This is a genomic window from Corynebacterium gallinarum (assembly GCF_014837045.1).
In the GTDB taxonomy this organism is placed as follows: domain Bacteria; phylum Actinomycetota; class Actinomycetes; order Mycobacteriales; family Mycobacteriaceae; genus Corynebacterium; species Corynebacterium gallinarum.
Genome location: NZ_JACSPR010000012.1, coordinates 36,970 through 60,248, shown reverse-complemented (window position 1 = coordinate 60,248; position 23,279 = coordinate 36,970). Strand labels below are relative to the sequence as shown.

Sequence of the window (23,279 nt, the reverse complement as noted above, 5' to 3'; positions counted from 1 at the left end):
GCGATTAGTAGCGTGCTTGCGTAGACGGCTGAGGGTTGGAGCTGGCCGAGATTTCCTGGGAAGCCTCGCCGAGAGTGTCGCGCAGGGTGGTGGCAGTGCCAACAAGCCGGGCGATCAAACTGTTGAAGTCTTCGCCATCTCCCAGGAACGTGAGCTTACCGTTGGACAAGGCACCGGACAGTGATTCCATGATTGCTGGCAAGTTGTCCAGCATCTCCTTCTCCAGGAGGATGCCCTTTTCGGAGGCAATCGAGGCAGCCAACTTCCGCTGGGCCTCAGCATCTGCTTCGGCGGTGATGAGGCGTTCACGGGCGGCAGCCTCGGCGGGCTTGATCACTTCGGTTTCCAACTCGGCTTCGCGTCGTTTGGCCTGGGCTGCAGCCAGCAGGCTCAGCTTCTCCTCCACTTCGATGCGGGCCTCAGCTTCAGCTTTGGGTCCGGACTGTTCAGCCTCGGCACGCGCCTTGGCGGTCTCCTTGGTGTTCTCGGATACCTGTAGATCGGTGTCACGACGGTACTGCGAGGTGAGCCGCTCGGCTTCCTGTTCCTTCTCGATAACGCGGGCGTTGGCCTCCGCCTGAGCGATGGCCGCGGCCTGTTCCACACGTGCCAGCTCCGGCTTGGAGAGGTTCGCGATGTGGTTGTTGTCATCGGTGATGGAGGAGATCTGGAAACTGTCCACCTTCCACCCCATACTTAACAGCTTCGGCGTGATGTTGGTGATGACTTCGCTGGCCAGGGCCATTCGATCAGTGATGATGTCCTCGACGGACATTTGACCGATCAGGCTGCGGGTCTCACCGTCAAACTCCTTGCGGATGATGTCTTCGATCTCATCATCAGACTTTTCGATATAACGCGCCGCGGAGATGATGCCTTCTTCGGAGGGGTCAACACGGAAGATGGCGTTAGCCGCCACATTGATGTCGATCTTCTGTGCGGTCTGTGCGGTGATGCGGACATCGACGCTATAGGTTCCCAGGTTGAGTTTTCTGACCTGCTGGAAGAGCGGTAGCCAGAATACGCCACGGCCTGCGACGATCTTAAAAGGCTTTTCCGGGGTGCGTTTGGTCAACCCTCCGGTAACAATGAGAGCTTCGGTTGCAGAGGGTGCGGTATAGAGCATCGGGGGTGCTGGATCCTTCAGGTTGTGAGATTTATTGGTGAAAGGGGTTCCACGTGGTCTCTCACCCGCAGGTTGCCCCTCACACCGTGTGCGGTCCCCATCGTAGGGGGTCAACCAGGATTATTCCTGGCAACACAAGAAGACCTGGTCACCTGAATAATTCAAGTGACCAGGCCTTCATATGCAGGGTCTAGCGCTCGGAAAGCAGACGCTGGATCTCCTTGAGGTCCTTGGACTTCTTACGGCTGCGCACCACGCTGAGCAGCACCACACCCAGCACCGCACCGGCGACACCCAAAAGAATCTTCTGAACTTCCGGTTCCTGTAGCTTCGCGGTGGCCTGGGTCTTTGCATCGTCGACAAGATTAGCTGGCTTGCTGCGGTCAGCCAGCTCATCAAGGGTGCTTGCTAGCTGACGGCGGGTGCGTTCGATGTCGCGCTGGATGTCTTCAATGTTGCGTGCCACGGGGCTACTCCTGATGGGTGTATCTGCGATCACTGGGATTTTGTTCTAACGCGTCTTCACAAACCCGTTACTGCGAGACCATATTACTTACTTCCTGGGCCGAGCGTACGCCCATCCCCGAAATGAGCACCGGACCGGCTATTGTTGTGGGTATGACTGATGCGCAGCGCCTTGATATTGGAGACACCCCACCAGCCTTCACCCTCCCCAATGATTCGGGTTCCACCACCTCCCTGAGCGATTTCGCCGGTGAGCGCGTGGTGGTCTACTTCTACCCCAAGGCCAACACCCCGGGGTGCACCACGGAGGCCTGCGATTTCCGTGACTCCCTCACCCAGCTCAATGATCTCGGTGTCAAGCTCGTCGGCATCTCCCCCGACCCGGTGGACAAGCTGGCGAAGTTCCGTGAGGATCACGATCTCAACTTCCCGCTGCTCTCCGATGAGGACAAGGCGGTCATGACCGCCTGGGGTGCCTTCGGGGAGAAGAAGAACTACGGCAAGATCGTCCAGGGTGTCATCCGCTCCACCTTCGTCATCGAACCCGACGGCACCGTTGGGGTGGCCAAGTACAACGTCCGTGCGACCGGTCATGTCGCGCGCATCCTGCGCGATCTTGAGGCTGCGTAAAACTTCACCACCATGGATTCCAGCAGAGATTCAGACACGGCGGGCACAGCCGACCCGTCCCTCGACGGAACCGAGATCCTGGTCCCCCGTCGGCGTCCCGCCCAGCAGCGCAGCCGGGAGCGGTTCAACCGTATCCTCACCGCCGCCCGGTCGGTGCTGGTCGATCTGGGTTTTGAATCCTTCACCTTCGATGAGGTGGCCAAGCGTGCGGAGGTGCCGATCGGCACCCTGTACCAGTTCTTCGCCAACAAGTATGTGCTGATCTGTGAGCTGGACCGGGTGGACAACGCCGAGGCCGTCGCGGAGCTGAAGAAATTCTCCCAGCAGGTCCCGGCCCTGCAGTGGCCGGATATCCTCGATGAGTTCATCGAGCACCTGGCACGTCTGTGGCGCGAGGACCCCTCCCGCCGTGCGGTGTGGCATGCCATCCAGTCCACACCGGCCACCCGCGCCACGGCGGCCGCCACGGAGAAGGAGATGCTGGAGATCATCGCGGAGGTGATGAGACCACTCGCGCGTGGTGCCTCCTATGAGGAGCGGATGTCACTGGCCGGTCTGCTGGTGCACACCGTCAGCTCCCTGCTCAACTACGCGGTGCGTGACATCGGCAGCGGCCCGGAATACGACGAGGCCTTCGAGTCCATCGTCGAGGAGATCAAGCGGATGCTTGTCTCCTACCTCTTCTCCGTGGCCACCGCGTAGGTCAGGACGCACACCGCGGTGGCGTAGTCACCGTCGTGGCTGATGCTCAGGCTGGTGGTGTAGTCCCCGATGCTCCCACGCACCTGGACGTCCAGTGCGGGTGCGACATCCAGCGCCACCCGCCCCCAGCGGTCGGCGCGCACCTCGATCAGTGCCCACTGCACATCCTCCTCAGGAATCACGGGGGGCTGCCCGTAGATCGCCTGTGACCAGGCCTTGATGAAGGCCTCCTTCGCCGCCCAGCGGCCGGCCAGGTGCTCGGCGTTGCGGTTACCGGCGCGTGTCGACGCCAGACGACGCTCCCCCGCCCCGAACACATCCATGAAGGAACTGCCCGGCTGGGCGAGCTGTTCCGCGAAGGCCGGGATGTGGACGAGGTCGGTGCCAATCGAGATCATGGGTTCCTATTCTGCCTCATGGGTAGGCCCATCGGTGGGCACACGGGTGATGAACAGTGAGAAGACCAGCGCGACCACCGCAACGCAGGCGCAGGCGAAGAAGGCGGAGTTCGCCCCGTCGGCAAGCGCCACCTCCTCGCGCACCCCGCGCGACATGGCGGACTGGCTGACCCCGCTGTAGACGGCGATCATCACGGCGGTGCCGGCGGCGCCGGCGAGCTGCTGCAGGGTGTTCATGATCGCCGAGCCGTGCCCGTAGAGGTGCTTGGGCACCGATCCGAGCGCGGTGGTGATCAGCGGGGTGAACAGGAAGGCCAGTCCGATGGAGAAGATCACATGGACCGCCACCAGCATCCCCACCGAGGTGTTCTCATCCACCGTCGACAGCCAGAACAGCGAACCGACCACCGCGAGCATGCCGGCGATCACGAGCGCCCTGGGGCCACGCCGGTCGTAGATGCGGCCCACAAACGGTGAGAGCACACCTTCCAGCAGGCCGCCGGGCAGCAGCACCAGGCCGGTGACCAGCGCGGAGACCATCAGCGAACCCTGCATGTACAGCGGCAGGGTGTTCATCACACCGAGCAGCGCACCGAAGAGTGCGAGCAGCACGATGATGGAGACGGTGTAGTTGCGGATGGCCAGGGGACGCAGATCCAGCAGGGCGCGGTCCGTCTTGGCCAGGGACAGCTGGCGCCAGACGAACACGACCAGGGAGACCACACCGACAACCAGGATGATCAGTGCATTGCGTGCGGCATCCCCACCATCGAGGATGACACCGATGGAACTGAGCGCGTACACCAGACCACCGAAGGCGAGAGCCGCGAGCACCAGCGAGAACACATCGAAGGGTGTGTCGCGCGGTTCGTTGATATTGCCGATCTTCACGGCACCGAGGATGGCCGCGATTCCCACCAGCGGCACCATCACCCAGAAGATCATGTGCCAGGACGCGACACTCAGAATCACACCGGCCACGGACGGCCCCAGTGCCGGACCCACCGCCATGACCACGGAGATCAACCCCATGACCGCACCCCGGCGCGGGACGGGCACCACGGTCATGGCCACCGTCATCAGCAGCGGCATGATCACGGCGGTGCCGATCGCCTGCGCCACGCGGGCACCGAGCATCACGGGGAAGGTGGGTGCCAGGGCGGCGATGACGGTGCCCACCAGGAACACCGCGGTGGCGAAGATGAACACCTGTCGGGTGGTGAACCTCTCCAGGATCCACCCCGTGGCGGGCAGGACCACGGCCATGGTGAGCATGAAACCGGTGAGCAGCCACTGCGCGGTGTTCGCCTCGATCGAGTAATCCGCCATGATCGCCGGCAGTGCCACCGCCAGGGTGGTCTCGTTGAGCATCATCACAAAGGCCGTGAACACCAGGACGGCGAGGATGAGGACGACGGGTTTGGGGATGACGGTGTTATCCGGGTTGGTCTGGGTGGAGGTCATGGAAAGACTGCGGATCCTTTCAGGTCATGGAGGTGGGATCTGCACAGGCAGGTGCGACCAGGAGATCCTATCAGCGTCCACGACAGACAACACCCGCTCCGGTGAACAGTAGGTTCACTGGAGCGGGTGTCGGGTGGATCTAACCGGGCTTATCCTTCAATGCCCGTCGGGTTGAGGACCCCGTCAACAAGCCGGGTGCGGGAGTCGAGCAGCACGGCCGCCTCGATCTCACGGGCCTTGCCGGCCTGGACGCCGAGGTTGCGCTCGACGGGGCGCTCATAGAGCACACCGCCGTGCATGCCGGCGACGATGCGACGCAGGCCGGCCTCCTCGCGGGCGGTGGCGGCGGCGCGCCACTGGTCGGCGGCCTCCTCGCCACGTTCCACTCGGACAGCCTCGTAGAAGGCATCCGGGTGCACGACCGCCACCATGGCGGAGACGTGACCGAAACCGAGCGAGGTGACCAGACCGGCCTTCGGTGCCTTGGCGGACAGGTCCAGTGGCTTGCGCAGCCACACCAGGTGCTCGTGCCTGGCCAGTACCGGGTCCACGCAGTCCAGCGCACGGTTGGCCGGGACCATACCGCAGCGCAGCACCTGGGTCAGGCCGATGAGCTGGAAGGCCGCGGCACCACCCTTGGAGTGACCGGTCAGGGACTTCTGGGACACCACATACAGCGGGTTACCCTGGGTCCGGCCGATCGCGGCGGCGATCCGCTCGTGCATGTCGGATTCGTTCGGGTCATTGGCGTTGGTGGAGGTGTCGTGCTTGGAGATAATCGAGATCTCATCAGCAGCAACACCCACCTCGGCCAGGGCGTGGACCAGGCGTGAATCCACACCGTCGCGGGCGGCACTGAGTGCACCCAGGCCGGGCGCGGGGATGGAGGTGTGCGCACCGTCGGCAAACGACTCGGCGAAACCGACGACGCCCAGGACCGGCAGGCCCATGTCGGCGGCGAGGGAGGCGCGTGCCAGCAGGATGGTGCCACCACCCTCGGACTCGATGAAGCCACCACGGCGGCGGTCGTTGGCGCGGGAGAAGAAGCGGTGCTCGATGCCCTTGCGTTCCATCTCCGCGGAATCGGCGGTGGCCGCCATGTCACCGAAGCCGGTGATGCCCTCCACGGACAGTGCGTCAAAACCACCGGTGACCACGAAGTCGGCCTTGCCCACGCGGATCTTGTCCAGACCCTCCTCCACGGACACCGCGGCGGTGGCGCACGCGGCAACCGGGTGGATCATCTGGCCGTAACCACCCACATAGGACTGCATGACGTGCGCGGCCACCACGTTCGGCAGGGCCTCCTGCAGCACATCGTTGGCGCGTGGCTCGGCCAGCAGACGGTCGACGTAGATGCCGCGCAGGGATTCCATGCCGCCCATGCCGGTGCCCTGGGTGGAGGACACACGTGCCGGGTGCAGGGCTGCGAGCAGTTCAGCCGGGTCGAAACCGGAGGACAGGAACGCATCCACGGTGCAGACGATGTTCCACAGTGCCACGGTGTCGAGGTTGTCCACCATGTCGGCCGGGATGCCCCAGACGGCAGGGTTGAAGTCCTTGGGCACCTGGCCACCGACAAAGCGGGTCATGGCCATGCGGCGTGGCACGCGGATGGCGGAACCTGCCTTGCGGGTGACCGACCATTCACCATCGGCCTCGTTGTAGGAGGCGGTGGTCAGCTCCGGCTCGGAGTCCACAAAGGTCAGTGCCTCCTCGCGGGACCCGACCGAGAAGGTCAGGTCGTGGTCGAGGTAGACGGTGGTCAGCTCGGGGGCGAAGTTGTCGAACATGCCGTAGGCGGGCATGTCGTTGTAGCGGCGCACACCCACGCGTGCCAGGACCTCATCGTGGAAACGGTCGTAGATGTCCTCCTCGGCGATGGCCTCGTCGTTGGCGTCGTACCAGCCCGGGGTGGGGTCCTCATCCCAGTGGATCAGTCCGGTGGTCCAGGCCAGTTCGATGACGCCGGCGGCGGACAGGGCGCCGGAGAGTTCGACGTCGAAACGCGTACGGGCGGAACCGACGGGTCCGAGCTCGCCGGCACCGACGATGACCACCATGTCGTCCAACGACTGGGTGACCTGCCCGGCGAAGTCCGGGGTGGTCTGCACGATCGGGCGGTACGGGGTGGGCAGGGCCGCGATGGTGCGGGGCGTGTCCATCTCCCCGGCCGGTGCCTGTTCCAGCGCACGGGCCATCTCGGCGAGGTTGATGTCGGATTCGCCCAGGCCACCGGTGAAGTCAACGGTGATCGGAGCGTCAGCTGCCTCCTCGCGGACATCGCCGGCAACCTGCGAGATGAGCTTCTCGGCGATCTCCTCGGTGGAGTAGGTCTCCACACCGGCTTCCTCGGCGGCAGCCACGAGCGGATCATTGCCACCCATGAGGCCGGTGCCGCGAACCCACCCGATGTGGGCGTGGACCAGGGAGGTGTGTGCGCCCCAGGCGCTCTGCTCGGCATTCCAACGGGTGACCACGGCATCGAGGGCGGCCTTGGACTCACCGTAGGCACCGTCGCCACCGAAGCGGCCACGGTTGGGTGAACCCGGGATGACCACGTGCAGGCGGTGGCCGACGCGGGTATTGGCACCCAGTGGTGCCAGCCCGACGATGAGGCGTTCCACCGACCACAGCAGCAGTCGCATCTGGGCCTCGGTCTGACCACCGGCATCCGCCATGGACCCGGACACGCGCGGTGCGGCGAACGGGAACAGCAGGGTCGGGATCATCGCGGGCTTGACCAGCTTGGACTTGCCGTTGACGGTTGCGGTCTGCTCGGTGCCGATCCAGTTCACGATCGCGTCGATGTCCGCATAGGAGCTCAGGTTCGCCGGGACCACCCACAGGGCGGCTGTGCCGCGGGCGGAACGGGCGTAGAGCTTCTTGTAGAACTCCAGACGGTCGTGGTTGAGGCTGGAGGTGGTGGCCACCACGGTGGCACCACCGGCGAGGAGCTTCTCGACGATCGCCGCTGCGATCGAATTCGGCGAACCACCGGTGACCACGGCTACGTCATCGGCGTACTCCAGAGGCGAGGTGTCGCGGGCCTGCTCGGCCAGGGCGCTCAGACCGAGGTACTCGGCCTGGAGTGCCACGACCTCACCGGCGCCGGTGACATCGATATCGGCGGCATCCAGTTCGCCCAGGGCAACGCGGGTGAGGTCCTCGCGGGCGGAGGCCCAGCGGTCATCGATCTGCACCACGCGGTCGACATCGAAGCTGGATGCGACCTGGCGTGGCCAGTCGGAACCGAGCTCACGGGAGACCAGCTCATAGAGCTCGTTGTCGGACTCGGCCTCCTCAAGGGCGGCCTGTGCGGGGGCATCCAGACCCAGCTGGGAGAGGATGGTGCGTGCGGTGGCGGCCAGGACACCGGCCCGGCCGGTGACCTGCTCGGCGAATTCACCGAGTGCCGCGGAGTCCACGACTCCCCCGGCTGCGCCACCTGCGGACGGCAGGGAGACGGCAACGCCGAGGCGGGCGGCGACGGCTGCCACGGCGGCGTCGATAAGCGCATCAAGCTCAGCCGCGCTCGACGGTGCGGCGGGCGCCAGGGTGGCCAGGTCGCCACCGCGCAGGGAGGCTCCCTCGCGGGCACCGATGACCACCTCGGCGACGACGTGGTCGGCCCAGCCCTGGCCGAGCTGCCAGGTGCCGGTGACACGCTCGGCGATGTACGCCGGGCGCTTGCCGGTGGGGCCGGTGATACGGCGCAGCGCATCGGCTGCGGCATCGGAGAGCACCGGGCCGAAGGCCTTGTAACCCTTGGCCATCTTGGACACGGTCACCTTGAGGTCACCGAGTTCCGCGTCGGCGGCACCCTCGATGGCACCCAGGCCGAATTCCACGCCGAGGTCCAGCAGCAGCTGGTTGCGGCGGGAGGAGACACCCTCCACGAGTGTTTCGATGGAGTCGGTGGCACCCATCTGGTCAGGGCGGACCTTGGTCCAGATGGCGATGAGCATCTCGGTGGCATCAGCCGGGGTGAACTCGATGTCCTCCGGGCGTGGGCCACCGGTGGCCACGGGTGCGGCGGGCACGGCAGCCGGGGCTGTCTCGGGTGCGGCGGTGGCGGCAACCTGGGTGCCCTCCGTCGCGGGAGTGTCGACGGATGCGGCCTCACCATCAGCGGGCTCGGAGGCCAGTTCGCGGACCACCTCGTCGGTGGCGAAGACCACCGGGCGGTCGCGTTCGATGTTGAGGACCTCGATCTCAGCCTCGCGGTACTGCGGCAGGTTGAGGGTCTGGCCCATCATGTTGGCCACGGTCGGGGCGGAACCGACACCGACCTCCACGAAACGCTCGACACCCAGGCCGCCGTTCCCGCGGGAACGGATGAGCAGGTCCTGGGTTTCGATCCAGCGGACCGGGGAGGCGAACTGCCAGGCCAGCAGCTCGATGAGCAGGGTGCGGGCGAGCTTCTGCTCCTCGCGTGCTGCCGCCTCGAAGTCGGCGAGGATCTCGCTGACGTACGGGGAGTCGACGACCTCAGCCATGGACTCGACGAACTCACGGGTGAGCTCGAAGGGACGGGCCACCAGGTTCGGGATGTAGCGACCAACAAGGGTCTCCAGATCCAGGTCGGCCGGGATGAGGGAATCCAGGTGCTCACGGAAGGCACCCACGCCATCACGCAGCTTCGAGGAGTGGAAGGGTACGTCGATGCCCGGGATCATGATGAAGGCACGCTGACCCGGTGCGCGGTTCTCCACGTCAGCACGCAGGGCCTTCAGGCCCGCCTGGGTTCCGGCGACCGCGTACTGCAGGCCGGCCAGGTTGTAGTTGACGATCTCGAGGAATTCCCCGGACTTCTCTGCCACACCTGCGACATAGTCGAAGACACCATCGGCAGTCAGGCCCATCTTGTTGGGGCGCAGGGCGGCCAGGCCGTAGTTGGACAGGCCGTTCTCATCGCGGTCGACCAGTCGGTGCATGGTCAGGCCGCGGCGGTAGACGATCTCCACCACGGATTCCAGGGAGAGCACACCGGCGTAGGCGGCCAGGGCGTTGTACTCACCAACGGAGTGGCCGGCGAAGAACGCCTGCTGGTTCAGGGCGTGGGCCTCGCGCATCTCGGCGACCTGTGCCACACCGAGGGTGGCCATGCCGACCTGGGTGAACTGGGTGAGGAAGAGCACGCCGTCGGGGTGGAAGAACTTCTCGCCGTCCACGGTGACCTCGGTGGGGTTGTTCTCCACGATCTCGAGGATGGAGAAGCCCAGCCTGGTGCGGGTGTGTGCATCGGCGCGGTCCCAGATGGCGCGGGCGGCCGCGGAGTTGCGGCGTGATTCCATGCCCATGCCCTGGGACTGGATGCCCTGACCGGGGAAGGCATAGAAGGTGGTCGGTGCGGCCATCACGGCGGTGGCGGTGAGCACCAGATTGCCGTTGACGGTGGCGGTGACGGAGCGGACCTCGCCGTGGCCGGGGCGGGAATCCACGGCGGAGCGCTCCACGGTGAACACGATGGTCTCACCCGGCATCACCGGGGCCAGCATGGTGGCGGTGTACTCCACGACCCGGGCGGCCGGGGTGTGGGTCTGCTCATCGGTGAAGTCAGCACCGGCGATGAGCTCGCCGATGGCGGAGGTCCACATGCCGTGGACGATCACGCCGGGCAGGCCAGCGAGGGCGGCTGCGGTGTCGGAGACGTGGATCGGGTTGCGGTCACCGGAGACCACGGCGAAGGGGCGCATGGATTCCGGTGCGACCACCTCGACCACGGCACGGTGGGACCGTGGGGTGTCGATGGTGGTGGGCAGGGTGGAGGTGTTGGTGCGTGCCACGGTGTCGCCGTTGCGACCCTTGATGGCGAAACGCTCGGACAGGGTGGCGATCTCCTGCTCACCGGCGGTGATGCGGGCGCGGACCACCACGACGCGGCCCATGGAGGTATCGGAGACCTCATCGGCGGTGGCAGTGGCGCGCAGTGTCACCTCACCGTCGGCGACGGACGGCAGCTCGGAGGTGAGCTTGATGTGGTGCTCGAGATGCACCAGGGAGAGCATGCCCTCAACCACGGAAGCGGAATCGGTGCCCGGGATCACGGCGGAGCGGACCGCGGCGAACACAGCGGGCCAGGCGCGACCGACCAGCACATCGGGTGCGGTGGCTGCCGGGGTCACGGTGGTCGGCAGGTGCGCGGCGGTGACATTGTCGTAGTCTGCCAGGTGACCGGCGTCCAGGGTGGTCTCCCACTCGGCGACACCATCGGTGAGGGTGGCCAGGGTGCCGCCGGCGGCGACACGGGTGAGCTCATCCATGGCCGCTTCGGCATCAGCCTGGGTGACCTGCGGAACCGCACCCGGGATGGTGTCCCCGGGCAGGGTGAAACGGATGACCAGGTCGGTGGTGGTGCCAAACGCGGTGGATCCGGCCAGGGGCACGGTGAGCAGAACATGCTCGGTGTCCTCGACCTCGAGGCGGGCGCCGGTCGGGGCGTGGGTGGCGGTCTCACCGTCACGCTCCCAGGCGTCGACGTCACCCAGGCGGTGGATCATGGAGATGGTGTTGCGGCTGGCCCAGTAGGTGCCCGGCGCGGTGAGCAGCTCCTCGATGAGGTCGCGCTCGACTTCGTGCACCTCGGTGATGCGCTCGATGGAGGCGGCATTGAAACGGTCGAGCAGGTCAGCCACGGGCTCATTGGCCAGGGTGATGCCGGCGACGGCGGCTGGTCCGGGGATGATGGCGACCTGGTCGGCGTCGAAACGCTCGTCGTGGGACTGCCACAGGGAATCCGAACGCCACCAGCGGCGCACGTCCTTGTCGATGACCGGCACGAAGCACACCGGCTTGCCCGGGGTGCGGCACAGTCCGAGGAACCACGCCACATCCGCCGGGGTGAGCAGGTCGGTGGCGGCGTGCGGCAGGTCGGCCACGAGCTTGTCGACGACCTGCTGTGGCTCCACTCCCTCTTCCAGGGTGTGGGACGGGGTGAACTGTCCGTGGTCCTGCTCGATGAGTCGGGCCTCGGCGCGTTCAAGCATCTGGCTGAAACGGTTCGCCCAGGAGGCGTCGATCCACTCGCCGTTGACGGGTCCGGACAGTTCCAGGTAGCGGTTGAGCCATTCCTGGTAGGTCATGGAACCGAGGTCACCGAAGTAGACCTTGGCGGTCTTGCCGATGGCGGTGATGATCTCCTCGCGGCGGGCCTGGACGGCCTCCTCATCGCCGGCAACCTCATCGAGGAGACGCCCGGCGCGGGCAAACGAGTTGTCGATCTCGTGGATGTCCGCTCCCAGCTGGGAGCGTCCGGAGGCCATGCCGTTGGCGGCGCCACCGGCGGGGACCCAGTCGGTGGTGCCCGGGGTGGCCACCAGCAGTTCCTTGACGGACTGGGAGGTGGTGGCCTCCTTGGCAGCCATGGCGGCGGTGCCGATGAGGATGCCGTCGACAGGCATGTTGGGCAGGCCGTGGGCGCTGGCCCAGGAACCGGTGATGTAGTCGGCGGCGCGTTCCGGGGTGCCGATGCCACCACCGACGCACAGGACGACATTGTCCAGTGCGCGGACATCGGCGTAGGTGGCGATCAGGAGGTCATCGAGGTTCTCCCAGGAGTGGTGTCCACCGGCGATGCCACCCTCCATGTGGATGATGATCGGGGTGTCGGGCAGTTCGCGGGCGATCGCGAGGACGGCGTGGACCTGTTTGACGGCGCCCGGCTTGAAGGAGATCCAGGGGAATCCGCCGTCGACAAGCTCGCGCACGAGGCTGACGGCCTCGTCCTTCTCCGGCATGCCGGCGGTGATGACGATGCCGTCGATGGGGGCACCGTTGGCGCGGGCCTTGGGCACCAGGCGCTTGCCGCCGATCTGCATCTTCCACAGGTAGGGGTCGAGGAACATGGAGTTGAACTGGACATTGACGCCCGGCTCGAGCAGCTCGGTGAGCCTGTCGATATTGGATTCGAGGATCTCCGGGGTGACCTGGCCACCGCCGGCGAGCTCAGCCCAGTGTCCGCCGTTGGCGGCGGCTGCGACGATCTCCGGGTCCACGGTGGTCGGGGTCATGCCGGCGAGCAGCATGGGGCTGCGGCCAGTCAGTTCGCTGAAGCGGGTGACCAGGCGGGGGCGGCCATTGACAGATTCCACCCGGGGGGCGAACTCGTCATAGGACCGGGGCAGCTCCGGTGCCATGCCGGCGTCGAAGACCCTGGCCTGGCCGTCGGTGTCGCACACCGCGAAGGAGGCGGCACCGCGGCCGGCGAGGATGGAGTTGGTCAGGGGCACCACGCCACCGTCGGGGCCGATGTCGAGGATCCAACGTGCGCCGGCATCCAGGGCACCGGTGACGGAGGCAACCCAGTCGACGGGGTTGACCAGCACATCGGCGGCGACCTCACGGGAGGTCTCCGCATCCAGGCCACAGGCTGTTGCCCAGGTGACGGTCTGCTCCACGGCCAGGGACATCGCCGGGTGGTGGAAGGCAGCCTGGACATCAAGCTGGGTGATGCGGGGGGCGAACGGCTGACCGCCGCGCTCCTTATTCTCAATGGCCTTGGCGTCGGCGGCGGCCATCGCCTCCAGGGCGGTGATGACACGCTGGTTGTCATCGGGGCGGCCGACCAGGACATAGGTGGTGCGGGCATTGCGCAGACCGATGACCGGGCGGATCTCCTCGGGAACATCGGCTGCGGCGGTGTCGATGGCGGCCTGCAGCTGTTCGCGGGTGACACCGGCGATGGCGACCATCGGGGACAGGGTGCCCTGGGCGATCAGACCGGTCATGCGTCCGGTGCGGGTGATGGCGGCTCCGATGAGCTGGGCCAGTGCCACATACTCATCAGCACGGGTCAGGTCCCCCAGCAGGTGCACACCGAGCACACCCTGCGAGTGCCCGATGGCAGCGACGGCCTTCTCCACGTCGAGCCGCTGGGATTCCAGGGAATCCAGGGTGGCGATCTGGGAGACGAAGATGCCCGGCACGCTCACGGCGGCCTGGGCGGTGTCGAAGTTCGGGGTGTCTACGGCGGTGGCCCAGGCAACCGGATCGAAGCCGAAGGGGAAGGTGCCTGCGAGTTCATCGGCGACGGGAGCCAGCAGCTCCTGCGCGCGCTCGACGATGCCCTGGACGTTGGTGCCGGCGCCTGCGGCGACCGCGGCGCGGAGGGTCTTCAACCAGTCAAAGCCCTGGCCTGAGAAGGCGAAGGCATAGGGTTCCTGATCGAAGCGGTTGATCAGTCGGCTGGTCCCGAAGTTGCTGCCTAGTTCGGTCACGTGTGAACTCGCTCCTTGTTTGACTCAGACACCTCAAGGCCCCATGCCGGAACCATCGGTCTGCGCATGCTTAGCTGATAAAAACTGGAAAATGGCACACCTGTTACACCAGGGTGTCATTAGATAGGAAACAATATGCCATAAATCATGAGGAAAACGTCATCTTTTGTTGACGCGCGTCATCCCGATGCATCCTGCGGTCCCGGATGGGGTCATTCCGCTCCCCCCATCGTGCCACCTGACGTGTTTGATACAAAACTTCCCCGTCGAAATCAGGGGTGGGTGATTCGGGGTGGATACCTGCAGTTTCATCTCAGCAGAGATGCCGGGAGATGAGGTCGCACGCCTCCAAGAGAGCGGCGGGAGCGATGTGGTCTTCTTCACCTTCTGTATGGCGTAGGGAAATTCTCACACCCTCGGACGGAAGGAAAACCTGACAGGCATGATCGGGCACGATCTCAACCTCGGGAACAATGCCCCTGGCGGCCATCCACGCGTCGAAATCCCTGGAGATACTCATGCACCCCAGGGTAACGCGATCACCCCCCTCAACAACATCCCCCGATGCCCTGAGCCCCGCCCTCGACCCGCCCCGCCGGAACCTAGCTCGCGGTCCACCCGCCGTCGATGGTGCAGGCGGCGCCGGTGACCATCCCCGCATGATCCGAGGCCAGCCAGGTAGCCAGGGACGCAACCTCATCGGATTCCACCAGCCGCTTCACCGCGGATTCGGTGAGCATGATCTTCTCCACCACCTCACCCGGATCGATGCCGTGAATGTTTGCCTGATCCTCAATCTGCTTCTCCACCAGGGGCGTGCGCACATAGGCCGGGTTGATGCAGTTGGAGGTCACCCCGTGTGGGCCCCCCTCCAGGGCCGCGACCTTGGACAGCCCCTCAAGGCCGTGTTTCGCGGCGACGTAGGCGGACTTGAAGGCACTGGCACGCAAACCGTGAACAGACGAGATGTTGATGATGCGGCCGAAGCCCTGCTCATACATGTGTGGGAGCGCGGCACGCATCAGCAGGAAGGGGGCCTCCAGCATGAGCCGGTTGATCAGACGCCAGTTCTCGGGATCGAATTCATGGATCGGGGAGATGCGCTGGACACCGGCATTATTGACCAGGATATCGACCTCGAGGGAGAAGTCCTCCAGTGCCGCGGTGTCCGAGAGGTCCACCGCCCAGTGGTCGCCGCCCAGCTCGGCAGCCAGGTCGCGGGCTGCATCCTCGTTGAGGTTACAGATGGTCACATGGGCACCGGCCTGGGTGAAGGCCCGGGCACAGGCCGCCCCGATGCCGGAGGCACCTCCTGTGATCAGGGCCTTACGGCCGTCCAGGGAGATTGCATTGGTGGTGGTGTTCATTGTTCTACCTTTCGATGATGGGACGTGTGAGACGTGTGGTTCAAGGGGTGAGGTGTCGGCTTAGAACATTCCGAGGGAAACCGCGCCAACCAGCAGCGCCACGGCGGTGACCGGACCCACGATGGTGATCACCGCGAGATCCTTGTAGGACTGTTTGTGGGTCAGACCGCAGACGATCAGGAGCGTGACAACGGCACCGGAGTGCGGCAGCGTATCCAGGCCACCGGAGGCCATGGCGGTCAGACGGTGCATGACCTCGAGGCTGATGTCATCGGCGATGGCCATCTCGCGGAGCTCATCACCCAGTGCATTCAGGGCAATGGTCATGCCGCCGGAGGAGGATCCGGTCAGGCCAGCCGTGATCGAGACCGTCACCACCGAGGTGATGATGGCATTGGCGCCCATGTTGAAGATGGAATCACGCACCACGGCGAACGCTGCCGCCGAGGCAACGACCGCACCGTATCCAACCTCGGAGGCGGTACTGAAGACCGGGAACATGGAGTTTTTCGCCCCCTCCCCCACGGCCCAGATCAGCTCGCGGAAATGCCGGACATTGATCAGGAGGATGAGCAGGATGGCAGCGGTGATACCCACCAGGACCGCCCACAGCGCCGCCCTGTTGGCCAGGGCGATCCCGCCGTACTGCTCCTCCGAGAGGTAACTCCAATCCATCGCGGGAAGATATACAGCGTGCAGGCGAAGTTGACGACGAACACCGTGAGCAGGGGAAGGAAAGGAATGACACGGTTGGTGGGTTCGGCGAGCGTCACCGTGGCCTGCTTGGTGCCGTTTCCATTCTGCAGCTCCTCCTCGCCACCGTTGTGCACACTGGAGAAGTGCTCGCCCTTCTTACGCAGCTGACGGGTACGGAACTCCAGCCAGGCCATGCCGAACACGATGACGAAGATGGAACCGATGATGCCGATGGCCGCACCGGCGAAGGATCCGGTTCCGAAGAACTGGCCCGGGATGATGTTCTGCACCTGGGGTGTGCCCGGCAGTGCCGTCATGGTGAAGGTTAAGATACCCAGGGCGATGGTTGCGGGAATCAACCTGCGGGGAATGTCGGCCACCCGGAAGAGTTCACGGGCAAGGGGATACATGACGAAGGCAACCACGAAGAGACTGATGCCACCGTAGGTCATCAGGGCCGAGGTGACCACGGTGGCGGCGATCGCAGCCTTGCCCCCGATCAGGGAGGTCACGGAGGTGGCGATCGATTTCGCATACCCGGTCACCGTCATCAGCATGCCGAAGATGGCACCGGTGAGGAACACCGGGAAGAAGTTTCCGATAAACCCGGCCATGGCGGGCATGAAGATCTCCGTGTAGCCCGGAAGCAGTGGTGCCTGGGAGAACACCAGCGCCACGATTGAGGCAATGGGGGCGGCGATGAGAACCGGCACGCCCTGGTACGCAAGGGTGATCAACAGTGCCAGAGATAACAGGATTCCAATGATGCCGAGGATCATTGGCACCTCCTTTGGTAAATGCGGACATGTGGTTCGCCACAGAGCTCAGCCCTCTGATCCCGAGATCAGAGGGCACCAACATGCGGTGACCTGTTCAGGATGCACCACTGGATGTGACGCACGCTACATCTAAAGCCCCCAAGCTTTTTCTGCGTTTTTTGTAGTTTTCTCCATACGGCCGCGGGACCTAGCCACGGGCCAGTGTGGCACGATCCCACCAGCAACGCCGGGACGTGAGAATGGACCAACCCTGGGCGGGCCGGAACGGCTGGCCTCCCCGAAAGGCACGGCCGGAGTTCAACCCCCCGCCCCATGCCCGGCACGGGGATGCGGGCCCCGCACGCGCCCTCCGAACCCCAGGGCGCGAGCGGAGTTGGAGTGGCCGGGTTTTTCCCACCGGGACCGCGCGGAGGGTCACTTAGTGAGCCATCTAACAATCCCGCCGGAACTCCTGCTTACAGGTGTCAAAAGCTGATAAATACATAAGTTCCACCGCCTCCGGAACTTGGTTTACTGCGGGGATGGTCCCTAGGGTGATCACAAATTAATAACGAGCCAATCACAAAATGGTTCAGGCTTGTCGTCGATCCCCGTAAAAGGAACCCCATGTTCAACTCCGGATGCACCCGCAACATCTTCCGCAGGCGCCTCACCCTGGCCGCCGTGGCAGCTGGCACCGTCGCAACCGCCGGGCTGGCCGGCGCTCCCGCTGCCACCGCGCAGCCCGCCATCCCCGCGGACTTCGCCGCCATGTCCTCCCAGCTGGCCACCGTCGCACCCTACAACGCCACGATCGCAGCCCCCAGCGTGGTCCGGCCCGCACACGGCACCTTCACCTCCGGGTTCGGTCCCCGCTGGGGCACCATGCACAACGGCATCGATATCGCCAATGCCGTCGGCACCCCGATCTATTCCGTCATGAGTGGCACCGTGATCAACTCCGGCCCCGCCTCAGGTTACGGCCAGTGGATCCGCGTCCAACACGATGACGGCTCCATGGCGGTCTACGGACACATGTCCGCACTCTATGTCTCCGCCGGCGAGCGCGTGTCTGCCGGCCAGACCATCGCGGGCATGGGCAGTGAGGGCTTCTCCACCGGCTCCCACCTCCATTTCGAGATCCACCCCGCAGGCATGGGACCGGTTGATCCGGTCGGCTGGTTCGCCAACCACGGCGTCTACTTCTAGGACTTTCACACCAGCCCGCCGCAGCCTCCATGAATGCCCCGGAGACCCCGGCGCGGACAGGGGAAGAAGAAACAGAGATAGCCCGGTCAACCGACCGGGCTATCTCTGTCATTACTACTGTGTATTTCTCTGTAACTATTGTGTGCGCCTGGAGAGACTTGAACTCTCACGTCCTGGGACACTGGAACCTAAATCCAGCGCGTCTGCCAATTCCGCCACAGGCGCTGTATCGCATCGAAACCGGCTGAGCCCGGTGCGACAGCGCACTTGATCATACATGGTGGCTGATACACAACAAACAATGTGGTGTCCATAACGAAATTCGCGTGGGAGGAAAACGGGGGTATCCTTGATATTTGTGAGTGAGCAAGGTCGAGCTGAAGTGAAAACCAGGAAGAAGGTACGACTCAGTCATGTCATCTTCCTTTTCATCTGTTTCTGTGTGGCTCTGGCCCTGGCATGGTGGCAGTGGACCCGCTTCCAATCCGGTTCTGGTACCTTCCAGAATCTGGGTTATGCCTTCCAGTGGCCGGTGATCGGTGGTTTCCTCGTCTTCGCCTACCGCAAGTACCTGGAATATGAGAACGAGTCGATCGACCGGGAGAACCTGGCGGCTGAGCTCGCCCGTCACCCGGATGCCGATAAACAGGCCACCAAACCTGCGGTGGCCCCGGTGGAGGAGGATTTCATGATCTCCCACCGCCCCAGCCTGGTTGACAACCCGGATGCCGTGACCGAGATCGATGATGATTTCCTGCCCAGCCGCCCCACCCTGGATGTTGATGAGTTCAACCGCATCAACGATCCGTCCCAGCGCAGACGCCGCCGGACATAGAGCCGCGGGAACTTTCCCGGGCGCCCAACCGACCACTCCACCAGAACCACCCAGCAGTTTCCGCACCCGAGGACCCCGAGGACTTTCACGCCGTGACTACGCCGACCCAGACCATCCAGATCCACCCGGAGCGCAAGAAGCGCGTCCGCACCGCACTGACTGCCTTCTCCGTCGCCGCATGGGTGACCGGTGTGTTCCTGCTGGCCCTGGTGGTGGAGATGGTGATGAAATACATCCTGCAGATGGATCTGCCGAGCTGGGCCACGTTCATCCCGATCGCCCACGGCTGGGTCTACATCATCTTCCTGCTGTGCACCCTCAACCTGGGTCTGAAGGCGCGGTGGGATCCCAAGCGCTGGTTCACCACCGCCATCGCCGGTGTGGTGCCCCTGTTGTCCTTCTTCGTGGAGAACAACCGCCGCAAGGAGGTCATTGAAACCTTCCAGCTCGACCAGCCGGACACGGTCTAAGACCCAGCAGACAGCACTGTGGCCGTTCATATCCCCGAGGGGACTTGAACGGCCACAGTGCTGTTGTTGTTCAGGCGTGGGTTTACTGCCCGGCCAGCTCCGCGATCGCGGGCACCAGGCCACGCAGCGCCTTGCCGCGGTGCGAGAGTGCATCCTTTTCCTGCGCTGTCAGCTGCGCGGAGGAGCGGTCGCGGCCCTCGATGAGGGATTCCTCCATGGGGACGAACAACGGGTCGTAGCCGAAGCCGTTGGTGCCCACCGGTTCGCGCAGCAGGGTACCGTGCCAGCGGCCCTCCTCCACGAACTCCCGGCCATCCGGGGTCACGATCGCGCAGACGGAGACGAACGCCGCGCCCCGGCGCTCCTCCGGGATGTCGGCGATCTGCGCCAGGAGCAGATCGTTGTTGGCCTGGTCGTTGCCGTGTTTACCCGCCCACCGGGCGGAGAGCACGCCGGGCATGCCGTTGAGGGCTTCGACCTCGAGACCGGAGTCGTCGGCCAGGGTGATCAGGCCGGTGTTGGCCACGCCGGCGCGTGCCTTGATCAGGGCGTTCTCGGTGAAGGTGCGGCCGTCCTCCACGGGTTCGGGATAGGACGGGACATCCGCCAGGGCGAGCAGTTCCACATTCGCGATGCCGGCCTGGTCGAGGATGCGCTGGAGTTCACCCAGTTTCTTGGCGTTGTTGGAGGCGACAAGCAGCTTCATGTCAGATCCCCAGGGCGGCCTTCTGTGCGTGGACGAGTTCCCGGCAGCCCTTCTCGGCGATGTCGAGCATCTCGTTCAGCTGGGCGCGGGTGAAGGTGGTTTCCTCACCGGTGCCCTGGATCTCCACGAATTCACCGGATTCGGTCATGACCACGTTCATGTCCACATCGGCGCGCACATCCTCCTCGTAGGGCAGATCGAGGCAGGGTTGGCCGTCGATAAGCCCGACGGAGACGGCGGCCACGGGCGGCAGCAGCGGGTCGCCGGGGACCACGCCCTGCTCCTTGAGCACCTTGATGGCGTCGGCGAGGGCGACGTAGGCGCCGGTGATCGCGGCGGTGCGGGTGCCGCCGTCGGCCTGTAGTACATCGCAGTCGATGGCGATGGTGTTCTCACCGAGCTGGGACAGGTCCACCGCGGCGCGCAGGGAACGGCCGATCAGGCGGGAGATCTCGTGGGTGCGGCCCTTGACCTTGCCGGCCATGGACTCGCGGCGGTTGCGTTCGGCGGTGGCGGCGGGCAGCATGGCGTACTCGGCGGTGAGCCAGCCCTCGCCGGAGTCACGCTTGAACCGGGGCACACCCAGTTCCACGGATGCGGTGCACATGACGCGGGTGTTGCCGAACTCGACGAGCACGGAGCCAGCGGGGTTGGTGGTGAAACCACGGGTGATCTTGACGGCGCGCATCTGGTCCTGGGCGCGACCGTCGGCGCGGGTGAAGCTGGTTGTTGAAGTCATGGGTAACAGGTTACCTGTGCCCCACCCGCTGATGCTTATCGACGAAAAGCCGACAGCCCTAGATGGTCAGCTCCAGGCCCGGCAGACCCAGCTCGATGGGTCCGTCATAGTACTGCGCGGCGGCCGCGAGGGTCGCCTCCTTATCCGCCCACGGCGGGACGTGGGTGACAATCAGTTTCTTCACCCCGGCGGCCGCGGCGATCTGACCGGCGTCCTGACCACAGATGTGCATGCCCGGGACCCTGCCCTCACACGAGGTCCCCCAGGTGGCCTCACAGAGGAAGACATCCACATCACGGGCGGCGTCGATGAGCACCTCGGTGTAGGCGCTGTCACCGGAGTAGGCGAGGGTGGCGCCGGTGCCGTGCTCCTCCACCCGCAGGGCGTACGCCTGGATGGGGTGGACTACACGGAAGGGGGTGACGGTGAACTTGTCCACCAGTTCAGGCTGGCCACTGACCCAGGGGGAGAAGGCGAAGGTGTCCCCCATGTCATCGATGCCCTCGGGATCATCGGAGCTCAGGCGGCCGAGACGGTTGGGGGTGTCGGTGGGGCCGAAACACAGATTACGCCCCGGTGCGGGGGCATAGGGGTGGAAACGGCGCCACACCAGCAGGGAGGCGAAATCCGCGCAGTGATCGGTGTGGAGATGGGAGAAGGCCACATGGGTGTCCGTGGGATCCTGTATCTCCTGGAGAGCAGCAAGCACACCGGGGCCCATGTCCATGAGCAGGGAGGGCGCGCCCGGGGAGGACACCAGATATCCGGAGGCTGGGTTACCTGGTGAGGGCACACTTCCGGAACTTCCGAGGATGGTCAATCTCATACGGCCACTCTGCCACGAGTTCTGTCCAGGTGCGCGCTTTTGACCCTTTTTGTAGTCAAACCCTTACACCATATTGTGACGGATCTGGGTCACAACCGGGCCGAGGAACCTGCGACTGAGCTGGGAGAACAGTTCCGGATCACCGGTGGATTCAAAACTGTAGGTGGGCTCGGGGTGCATGCTGGGATCCGCCAGGAGGTCGTTCTGGCTGAGGATGCGCAACACGTCCTTGGCTGTTTCCTCCGCGCTGGAGACCAGCGTGACATGATCACCCATCGCCAGCTGGATCACACCCGAGAGCAACGGGTAGTGGGTGCACCCCAGCACGAGGGTGTCCACGCCCTGTGCCTGGAGCGGTTCGAGATACCCCTCGGCGATGTTGAGGATCTGCCGGCCGGAGGTGATACCGCGTTCCACGAAATCGACGAACCGGGGGCAGGCGGCGGCATGCACCTCGATGGAGGGGCTCGCCGCGAACAGATCCTGGTAGGCCCCGGAGTTGATGGTGCCCACGGTGCCGATGACACCGACCTTCCCGTTGCGGGTGGCGGCCACCGCGCGGCGTACCGCGGGCAGGATGACCTCGACCACGGGGACGTCGTAACGCTCCCGGGCGTCGCGCAGGAAGGCCGCCGAGGCGGTATTGCAGGCGATGACGATCATCTTGCAGCCTCGCTCCACCAGTTCATCGGCGATGCGCAGGGCGTGCTCACGGACGCGCGCGATGGGCAGCGGACCGTAGGGGCCGTTGGCGGTGTCACCGATGTAGATGATCGACTCGTGTGGCAGCTGGTCGATGATCGTGCGGGCCACCGTGAGTCCCCCGACCCCGGAGTCGAAGATTCCGATGGGGGCATCCGCGCCCGGGATGGGTCGTTCGATCATTGAGGCACCGTAATCAGTCACAGTGTTCAATAATAGCCCTGCGCCACCACGGGTCCAGACGGCACCAGCTGATGTCGTGGGCAGGATGTGCCACAATATGGACACACCCCCACCCCCCTGCTGCTCGAGAGGACACTCCCCCATGTCGGATGCGCGGTCCGGTCCCGATACCGATGAATTCCCCGCGATCCAGGAGGGCATGGAGGCCCCGGTCGGTGTGCACGGTTCGGAGATCACCGTGGCGCCGGTGCGACGCAACACCCGCGCCACCGGCATCACCATGGGGATCCTCGTGGTGTTGCTGCTGGTCATCGTGGGTGCGGCGGCCTATGTGGTTTCCGGCCTCGGTTCCGATGATCCCGCACCCCAGACCATGGTGGTCACCGAGACCCCGATCGTGGAGGTCACCCCGGAGCAGGCCCCGGAACCGGCAGCAGAACCCACCCCGGAACCTGCCGAGCCCACCGGTACCCCGGCCGGGCGCCCCACCGCCCCGGCGCTGCCCGCCGGATACTCCCCCGTCAACGACGCCGCCACCCAGAATCTCCCGGGTGGGGACCTCAACAATGTCTACACCGGCACCTCGACCACCTCACCGGGGTTCGCGCTCAATGTCCGGGATGCCTTCGTCCGCTACTACCTGGACACCGGGGAACTGAACGGGCAGGTGCGCGCCACCAGCCCGGCGACCGGCATGACCTACGACGTCGACTGCGTGGACAACGGAGAATTTGTCACCTGCACCGCGGGTGACAACGCCGTGATCTACATCAGCTGATCCCACT

Annotated in this window: 19 protein-coding genes and 1 tRNA gene; 6 read left to right on the top strand and 14 right to left on the bottom strand. The window is 65.0% G+C overall.

Annotation, left to right across the window (positions count from 1 at the left end; translation table 11 throughout):
* Positions 1–4: 4 nt before the first annotated feature.
* The gene (locus tag H9627_RS12995; protein WP_191734451.1) at positions 5–1,126 is read right to left on the bottom strand and encodes an SPFH domain-containing protein; all 1,122 of its coding nucleotides are present in this window, start codon (positions 1,124–1,126) and stop codon (positions 5–7) included.
* Between the two features lie 190 nt (positions 1,127–1,316).
* Positions 1,317–1,592: a DUF3618 domain-containing protein gene (locus H9627_RS12990; protein WP_191734450.1), complete on the bottom strand. Its 276-nt coding sequence runs from the start codon at positions 1,590–1,592 to the stop codon at positions 1,317–1,319.
* Positions 1,593–1,744: 152 nt separating this feature from the next.
* Between H9627_RS12990 and bcp the strand changes: the two genes are divergently transcribed.
* Together bcp and H9627_RS12980 are read left to right on the top strand one after the other, a co-directional pair.
* A complete protein-coding gene (gene bcp, locus H9627_RS12985) occupies positions 1,745–2,221 on the top strand; it encodes a thioredoxin-dependent thiol peroxidase (RefSeq protein ID WP_191734449.1) in 477 nt (158 codons plus the stop codon).
* 12 nt (positions 2,222–2,233) lie between these two features.
* Positions 2,234–2,923: a TetR/AcrR family transcriptional regulator gene (locus H9627_RS12980; RefSeq protein ID WP_191734448.1), complete on the top strand. Its 690-nt coding sequence runs from the start codon at positions 2,234–2,236 to the stop codon at positions 2,921–2,923.
* Here the strand turns inward: H9627_RS12980 and acpS are convergent.
* The 7 genes from acpS to H9627_RS14260 form a co-directional block, all read right to left on the bottom strand.
* Positions 2,896–3,321 carry a holo-ACP synthase AcpS gene (acpS, locus tag H9627_RS12975; RefSeq protein WP_019372780.1) on the bottom strand — a complete coding sequence of 142 codons (426 nt, stop codon included), beginning with the start codon at positions 3,319–3,321 and terminating at the stop codon, positions 2,896–2,898. The two genes, H9627_RS12980 and acpS, sit on opposite strands and share 28 nt — an antisense overlap.
* A 6-nt stretch (positions 3,322–3,327) precedes the next feature.
* Positions 3,328–4,785, bottom strand: a complete 1,458-nt coding sequence (locus tag H9627_RS12970; protein WP_191734447.1) for an MDR family MFS transporter — start codon at positions 4,783–4,785, stop codon at positions 3,328–3,330.
* A 149-nt stretch (positions 4,786–4,934) separates the two neighbouring features.
* The gene (locus H9627_RS12965) at positions 4,935–14,003 is read right to left on the bottom strand and encodes a type I polyketide synthase (RefSeq protein ID WP_191734446.1); all 9,069 of its coding nucleotides are present in this window, start codon (positions 14,001–14,003) and stop codon (positions 4,935–4,937) included.
* 313 nt (positions 14,004–14,316) lie between these two features.
* Positions 14,317–14,523: a hypothetical protein gene (locus H9627_RS12960; RefSeq protein ID WP_191734445.1), complete on the bottom strand. Its 207-nt coding sequence runs from the start codon at positions 14,521–14,523 to the stop codon at positions 14,317–14,319.
* Between the two features lie 82 nt (positions 14,524–14,605).
* On the bottom strand, positions 14,606–15,370 hold the full coding sequence (locus tag H9627_RS12955) for a 3-hydroxybutyrate dehydrogenase (protein WP_191734444.1): 765 nt from the start codon (positions 15,368–15,370) through the stop codon (positions 14,606–14,608).
* 60 nt (positions 15,371–15,430) lie between these two features.
* Positions 15,431–16,045, bottom strand: a complete 615-nt coding sequence (locus H9627_RS14265; protein ID WP_225213855.1) for a hypothetical protein — start codon at positions 16,043–16,045, stop codon at positions 15,431–15,433.
* Positions 15,931–16,845: a GntP family permease gene (locus tag H9627_RS14260; RefSeq protein ID WP_225213854.1), complete on the bottom strand. Its 915-nt coding sequence runs from the start codon at positions 16,843–16,845 to the stop codon at positions 15,931–15,933. The genes H9627_RS14265 and H9627_RS14260 overlap by 115 nt, the downstream gene beginning before the upstream one ends.
* A 606-nt stretch (positions 16,846–17,451) precedes the next feature.
* Between H9627_RS14260 and H9627_RS12945 the strand changes: the two genes are divergently transcribed.
* Complete coding sequence (locus H9627_RS12945; RefSeq protein ID WP_191734443.1) at positions 17,452–18,033, top strand: M23 family metallopeptidase; 582 nt, start codon at positions 17,452–17,454, stop codon at positions 18,031–18,033.
* 143 nt (positions 18,034–18,176) lie between these two features.
* On the opposite strand, the gene H9627_RS12940 is transcribed toward H9627_RS12945, so the two are convergent.
* Positions 18,177–18,258: transfer RNA gene (locus H9627_RS12940), tRNA-Leu, on the bottom strand.
* 133 nt (positions 18,259–18,391) lie between these two features.
* Between H9627_RS12940 and H9627_RS12935 the strand changes: the two genes are divergently transcribed.
* Together H9627_RS12935 and H9627_RS12930 are read left to right on the top strand one after the other, a co-directional pair.
* Positions 18,392–18,868: a hypothetical protein gene (locus H9627_RS12935; RefSeq protein WP_191734442.1), complete on the top strand. Its 477-nt coding sequence runs from the start codon at positions 18,392–18,394 to the stop codon at positions 18,866–18,868.
* A gap of 92 nt (positions 18,869–18,960) precedes the next feature.
* Positions 18,961–19,338, top strand: coding sequence for a DUF3817 domain-containing protein (locus tag H9627_RS12930; protein ID WP_191734441.1), 378 nt, complete (start codon positions 18,961–18,963; stop codon positions 19,336–19,338).
* 82 nt (positions 19,339–19,420) lie between these two features.
* Here the strand turns inward: H9627_RS12930 and H9627_RS12925 are convergent, their stop codons facing one another.
* The 4 genes from H9627_RS12925 to murI form a co-directional block, all read right to left on the bottom strand.
* On the bottom strand, positions 19,421–20,044 hold the full coding sequence (locus tag H9627_RS12925; RefSeq protein ID WP_191734440.1) for a non-canonical purine NTP pyrophosphatase: 624 nt from the start codon (positions 20,042–20,044) through the stop codon (positions 19,421–19,423).
* Position 20,045: 1 nt separating this feature from the next.
* Positions 20,046–20,783, bottom strand: coding sequence for a ribonuclease PH (rph, locus tag H9627_RS12920; RefSeq protein ID WP_191734439.1), 738 nt, complete (start codon positions 20,781–20,783; stop codon positions 20,046–20,048).
* Between the two features lie 58 nt (positions 20,784–20,841).
* Positions 20,842–21,609 (bottom strand): MBL fold metallo-hydrolase, encoded by a 768-nt coding sequence (locus tag H9627_RS12915; protein ID WP_191734438.1) that lies wholly within the window; start codon positions 21,607–21,609, stop codon positions 20,842–20,844.
* A 63-nt stretch (positions 21,610–21,672) separates the two neighbouring features.
* On the bottom strand, positions 21,673–22,494 hold the full coding sequence (gene murI / locus H9627_RS12910) for a glutamate racemase (RefSeq protein ID WP_191734472.1): 822 nt from the start codon (positions 22,492–22,494) through the stop codon (positions 21,673–21,675).
* Positions 22,495–22,636: 142 nt separating this feature from the next.
* Here murI and H9627_RS12905 point away from each other — a divergent pair, with 142 nt between their 5' ends.
* Positions 22,637–23,272 carry a hypothetical protein gene (locus H9627_RS12905; protein ID WP_191734437.1) on the top strand — a complete coding sequence of 212 codons (636 nt, stop codon included), beginning with the start codon at positions 22,637–22,639 and terminating at the stop codon, positions 23,270–23,272.
* The last annotated feature ends 7 nt before the right edge of the window (positions 23,273–23,279 follow it).